Genomic DNA, 693 nt, shown 5'->3' on the forward strand with positions numbered 1-693 from the left:
TGTTGTGGTCAAGCTTTTTTGTAACATTTGTGGCTAAAAAATTCATTGGATTGTTGCTTGGATAATACCGGAGTTTCCAGTGTATGTAAAGGATGCTTCGCACCGCCTTTGGCGGCCTTGTCCTTGACATACACTGAAAGCTCCTGGTGAAGAATAATCAAGCAATCCAATCTGGAACTGTATCGCATTAAGCGATTCTAGCCTGATAAGGTGTTAAATAACCATTGAAGCTGTGAGGTCGTACATGATTGTATTCAACATATGCAAACTCCTCTACAGCCTGATACAAAGCTTCCTCGGTATCATATTCGTACAGATATATCAGTTCACTTTTCAAGGTGTTGAAATATCTCTCCATTGGTGCATTATCATACGGATATCCGGCCTTACTCATACTCTGGGTTACATGAACCGATTCGCAAAACTCTACGAATGCTTTAGAAGTGAATTGCGCCCCTTGATCCGAGTGTAGGATTAATTCTCCTTTAATTGTCGGCTGCGATTCCAGTGCCTTCTGCAAGGTACGAATAGCAAGATCACTTGTGATATGTCGGTCTGTTATGCTGGCAATAACACTTCGGTCATGCAGATCTATAATTGTACAGTTGTAACGTACATCATGGTTCTCTAAAAACAAATAGGTAAAATCGGTACACCATTTTTGATTGATTTCATCTGCCGTAAAGTTCTGTT

Annotated in this window: 1 protein-coding gene; it reads right to left on the reverse strand. The window is 40.4% G+C overall.

What is annotated here, in order from left to right; translation table 11 throughout:
* Window positions 1-187 precede the first annotated feature (187 nt).
* Window positions 188-693: IS3 family transposase (locus tag ACTNBF_RS16500; RefSeq protein ID WP_441089707.1), on the reverse strand; the 506-nt coding region annotated here is incomplete at its 5' end.

The organism is Bariatricus sp. HCP28S3_A4, from assembly GCF_052066395.1.
GTDB lineage: Bacteria > Bacillota > Clostridia > Lachnospirales > Lachnospiraceae > Allocoprococcus.